General features: G+C 76.5%; 3 protein-coding genes. 1 reads left to right on the top strand and 2 read right to left on the bottom strand.

Annotated features, from left to right (window positions below; translation table 11 throughout):
- Positions 1-127 precede the first annotated feature (127 nt).
- A complete protein-coding gene (locus BJP40_RS13085; protein WP_071274198.1) occupies positions 128-634 on the top strand; it encodes a nuclear transport factor 2 family protein in 507 nt (168 codons plus the stop codon).
- A gap of 543 nt (positions 635-1,177) precedes the next feature.
- Here the strand turns inward: BJP40_RS13085 and BJP40_RS13090 are convergent.
- Positions 1,178-2,542 (bottom strand): hypothetical protein, encoded by a 1,365-nt coding sequence (locus BJP40_RS13090; protein WP_071280517.1) that lies wholly within the window; start codon positions 2,540-2,542, stop codon positions 1,178-1,180.
- Between the two features lie 108 nt (positions 2,543-2,650).
- A partial coding sequence (locus BJP40_RS13095) for an RICIN domain-containing protein (RefSeq protein ID WP_218153206.1) occupies positions 2,651-3,245 on the bottom strand: 595 nt, incomplete at its 5' end.

Below are 3,245 nucleotides of genomic sequence, written 5' to 3' on the forward strand. Positions count from 1 at the left end.
CGTCGCGCCGGGGGCGTACGTCCCGAAGCTCCAGACGTTGCCCTCGGCGTCCCGCGCCCCGGGCCGACCGCACCCCCGCGCACCCTCCCTCACCGCAAGCACCCACGAAGGACCCAGGAGCACTCCCATGCCGGCACCACCCACGACCGACGGCCAGGTCGCGCCGCTCGGCGCCCCGCTCGGGGCGCTGGCCGACCGCCTGGCGATCAAGGACCTCTTCGACCGGTACGTCGAGGCCCTGGACCGGGCCGACGAGCCCGCGTACGACGACGACTGGTACCGCACCGTCTTCACCGAGGACGCCCGACTGGCCGTCCCGGCGGGCACCCACCGCGGCGTCCGCGGCTTCGCGGACTTCCGGCGGACGGCGAAGGCCCGCTGGGGCCGCACCGGGCGCCTCGGCGGCACCCTGCTCGTGGACCTGGACGGCGACCGCGCCAGGGCGCGCGCCCACCAGGTGGCCAGCCACCGCCGCTGCGGCCCGGACCACCAGGACGACCCCTACGTGGTCAGCGGCTACTACGACGCGCGTGCCCTGCGCACCGCGGACGGCTGGCGGCTCGACGCGCTGGCGTTCCACGTGGTGTCGGCGCTCGGCAGGCCGGTGCCGACGGCGGCCGAGGCGGTGTTCTGATGGACGGCCCGGTGCCCCTCGGCAGCCTGCTCCGGCGGCGCGTCGTCCGGTTCCTGCACGCGGTGCTGTCGAGCCGCCGCACCGCCTCCACGGAACCGGCCCGCACAACCAGAACGGCCCGTACGACCGGAACGGCCCGTACCGCAGGCGCGCGCGGTACGGCGGGCCCGGCCGGGACGACCGCCGCGACCGGTACGGCTCGTCCTGTGCCCGCAGCACGCAGGAGGTGATCACCGGTAACGGCGCCTCCCGCGACCGGCGCGGGCACCACCGGCTGCCGCGGGACCCCACGGACGCGCCCGCACCCCGCCGGTCCGCGCGGTGTGCACCCCGTGGGCGGGGAACCCGTCCGCACCGTCCCGACACGGTCCGACCGCCCGGCGAACCCACGGGCGCGCCGGGCAGCCGGGGAACCGGCCCGTAGGCGCCGCCGCCCACGGCCGGTGTGCGCCAGCCGCCCCGGCCCGCAGGGGGAGGTCCGGTGGGCGCGCCCCACGCGCGCCCGCCCGGGTCCCCAGCGGGCCCGGGCACGCGACTGCCGACTCAGCCCCGGCCGGTGCCGGCGGCGCCGGTGGCCGCTGCGCGCCGCCGCCGGACGGCGAAGAGGACGCCGCCGCCCACCGCGAGCAGACCGGCGCCCAGGGCGGCCAGCAGTCCCTTCCCGTCGCCCGCCCCGCTGTCGGCGAGCAGCGGCTGCGACGGCTCCCCGGCCCCGGCGACGCCGGGGCCCGCCGCCGGGGCGGAGGCGGCCTGCGGTCCGGCGGTCGGCTCCCCTCCGGTGGCGGCCGCCTTCGTGCTGGGGGCGGCCGTCCCCGGGGCGTGGCCGCCGCCGGCCGCCTCGCGCCCGGTCGGCTCCGGCTTCCCGGCGAAGCGGACCGTCACCGTCGCGGTGGTCGCGTCCCGCTCCTCCACCTGGAGGCTGATGCCCCGCCCGGGATCGAGCACGACCGCACCGGCGGGGAGCGCGTCCGCGGACGGCGCGGACTTCGACGCGTCCTGCTCCGTGAAGTCGACCAGGGCCGACTTCTCGTACCGGCCGTCCGTGACGCGGTACAGGTGCACTCCGGCGACCGCGGTGTCCAGGGCGCCGGACGGCCCGCGCAGCTCCACCAGGGCCCGTTCGCCGTCCGCGAGCGGCACCTCCAGCACCCGCAGCCCCGGCCCGCGGGAGTACAGGGTGCGCAGGGTGAAGACGCCCGGCTCGGTGACCGTGGCGCGCTCCGCCGCGGTCACCCACCCCCGGTGCAGCAGCTCGGCGGCGGTCATCCCGGCCTTGGCGCCGCCCGCGCCCATGGGCGTCTTGCCGCTGTGCCCGTCCTGCGCACACGCCGACAGGCCCTTGCCCGGCGTGCAGCGCAGCCGGGCGTGGTGGGGGAAACCGAGGTTGTGCCCGATTTCGTGGATCAGGGCGTCCGGGGTGTCCAGCGCCCAGTGCGGCATCCAGGTCTTGCCGCCGCCGACGGTGCCGAGGCCCGCCCAGGGGCACTTGGACACCTGGTCGGGGAACACGATCGAGAGGTGCTCGTAGTCGTCCGGGCCGATCCCCCGCGCCTTCAGGGCCTCCGCCGTGCGGTCGTGGATCTCGGCATTCTTGCAGCCCGCCCCGTTCATCGGGAGGTCGAACGGTCCGAGGACGGGCGTGTCGGTGGCCGGGACGAAGCGGGCCCTGCCGAGGGACACCTGTGCGTAGTAGGCGGACATGGAACCGGACTTGCCGAAGTAGGTCCTCTCGGCGAGGGCCCGCTGCGCGTCGGGGTCGTCGAGCCGGCTGTCCTGGAAGTTCACCATCACCGTGAGGACCCGGCGCACCTCGACACCCTCATCGGCCCACGCGGGCGCCGCCGCGCTTCCGGTGGCGAGGCCCAGGGCGGCACCGACGGTGGCGAGGCGCCTGACGCGTGGCTTCATCGTTCTCCTTCGTGATGTGACGCTGTCCCGTGGACAGAGGAGGAACGGCACCCGGTGTCCCGCCACTTGACCGATCCTTTACCCAAGGAGCGGGGCCGGGCCGCTCGGTCAGGACGGCCGCTCGGCAGCCTCCGCCATCCGGCCGTCGAACAGGACCCCGTCGAAGAGCAGGCGGAAGGACGACGAGTTGTAGTAGTTGTGGTTCGTGGCGAGCCGGGGACTGTGCGGGAGGCCCTTCTCGCCCTCGTACCAGTCGGCGAGCCCGAGGATCATCACCACGTCCTGGTCCCAGAGGCTCCCGACCGTGCCGTCCTCGGTGTAGAGCCACCAGAGCTGGCGCCGGTCACCGGCGTCGCAGCGGTGCTGGACGACCGGCTCCCGGTCCTTCGTCGTACCGGAGTTCCGCAGGCACAGCCCCGTCGCCGTGTTCCGCACCTGGAGCCTGCCCCGGTCACCCTCGTACGGCATCAGCACGTCCCACTGCTGTCCGGCGCTGCCGTCGCAGGCCGCCTCACGCGCCTGAACCCCGTACGCGGGCTCCGCGTCGGGAATCTCCACGCAGCGGCCCGTCGCCGCGATCCGCAGGCGCGTCCGGGCGTGCGGGGCGGGCACCGGCTCGGCGGCGGCACGCACCGGCGGCTCCGGCGCCGTGCCGCCCGGGGCGGGAGCCGCGGCGGGTGTGCTCCCCGTCGGCCCGGGCGAC

Source organism: Streptomyces sp. CC53 (assembly GCF_001865245.1).
Taxonomy (GTDB): Bacteria; Actinomycetota; Actinomycetes; order Streptomycetales; family Streptomycetaceae; genus Streptomyces.